The sequence below is a fragment of the Fictibacillus phosphorivorans genome (assembly GCF_007673525.1).
Classification (GTDB): Bacteria; Bacillota; Bacilli; order Bacillales; family Fictibacillaceae; genus Fictibacillus; species Fictibacillus phosphorivorans_C.
In genome coordinates this window covers 1-1675 of sequence record NZ_VDZU01000009.1, presented here as the reverse complement: position 1 = coordinate 1675, position 1675 = coordinate 1, and the positions used below count along the sequence as shown (strand labels likewise).

Sequence of the window (1675 nt, the reverse complement as noted above, 5' to 3'; positions counted from 1 at the left end):
AGTTCTTTGAAAACTGAACAAAAGAAATAGGTAAGGAATTAAGAATTAATTCCGTCAGTTTTAAAATCGAGCAAGACAAACACTTTTATGGAGAGTTTGATCCTGGCTCAGGATGAACGCTGGCGGCGTGCCTAATACATGCAAGTCGAGCGAATGATGAGGAGCTTGCTCCTCTGATTTAGCGGCGGACGGGTGAGTAACACGTGGGTAATCTGCCTGTAAGACGGGGATAACTCCGGGAAACCGGGGCTAATACCGGATAATAAGAGAAGAAGCATTTCTTCTTTTTGAAAGTCGGTTTCGGCTGACACTTACAGATGAGCCCGCGGCGCATTAGCTAGTTGGTGAGGTAACGGCTCACCAAGGCGACGATGCGTAGCCGACCTGAGAGGGTGATCGGCCACACTGGGACTGAGACACGGCCCAGACTCCTACGGGAGGCAGCAGTAGGGAATCTTCGGCAATGGGCGAAAGCCTGACCGAGCAACGCCGCGTGAGCGATGAAGGCCTTCGGGTCGTAAAGCTCTGTTGTTAGAGAAGAACAAGTACGAGAGTAACTGCTCGTACCTTGACGGTACCTAACCAGAAAGCCACGGCTAACTACGTGCCAGCAGCCGCGGTAATACGTAGGTGGCAAGCGTTATCCGGAATTATTGGGCGTAAAGCGCGCGCAGGCGGTCTCTTAAGTCTGATGTGAAAGCCCACGGCTCAACCGTGGAGGGTCATTGGAAACTGGGAGACTTGAGTGCAGGAGAGAAAAGTGGAATTCCACGTGTAGCGGTGAAATGCGTAGAGATGTGGAGGAACACCAGTGGCGAAGGCGGCTTTTTGGCCTGTAACTGACGCTGAGGCGCGAAAGCGTGGGGAGCAAACAGGATTAGATACCCTGGTAGTCCACGCCGTAAACGATGAGTGCTAGGTGTTGGGGGGTTCCACCCTCAGTGCTGAAGTTAACACATTAAGCACTCCGCCTGGGGAGTACGACCGCAAGGTTGAAACTCAAAGGAATTGACGGGGGCCCGCACAAGCAGTGGAGCATGTGGTTTAATTCGAAGCAACGCGAAGAACCTTACCAGGTCTTGACATCCTTTGACCACTCTAGAGATAGAGCTTTCCCCTTCGGGGGACAAAGTGACAGGTGGTGCATGGTTGTCGTCAGCTCGTGTCGTGAGATGTTGGGTTAAGTCCCGCAACGAGCGCAACCCTTGACCTTAGTTGCCAGCATTCAGTTGGGCACTCTAAGGTGACTGCCGGTGACAAACCGGAGGAAGGTGGGGATGACGTCAAATCATCATGCCCCTTATGACCTGGGCTACACACGTGCTACAATGGATGATACAAAGGGTTGCGAAGCCGCGAGGCCAAGCCAATCCCAAAAAGTCATTCTCAGTTCGGATTGTAGGCTGCAACTCGCCTACATGAAGCCGGAATTGCTAGTAATCGCGGATCAGCATGCCGCGGTGAATACGTTCCCGGGCCTTGTACACACCGCCCGTCACACCACGAGAGTTTGTAACACCCGAAGTCGGTGGGGTAACCCTTTTGGGAGCCAGCCGCCGAAGGTGGGACAGATGATTGGGGTGAAGTCGTAACAAGGTAGCCGTATCGGAAGGTGCGGCTGGATCACCTCCTTTCTATGGAGATTATGAAACACCTTCGTGTGTTTCGTAAGTAC

Annotated in this window: 1 rRNA gene; it reads left to right on the top strand. The window is 52.7% G+C overall.

Annotation, left to right across the window (positions count from 1 at the left end):
- The first annotated feature begins 84 nt into the window (after window positions 1-84).
- Window positions 85-1634, top strand: a 16S ribosomal RNA gene (locus FS458_RS20425).
- Window positions 1635-1675 lie beyond the last annotated feature (41 nt).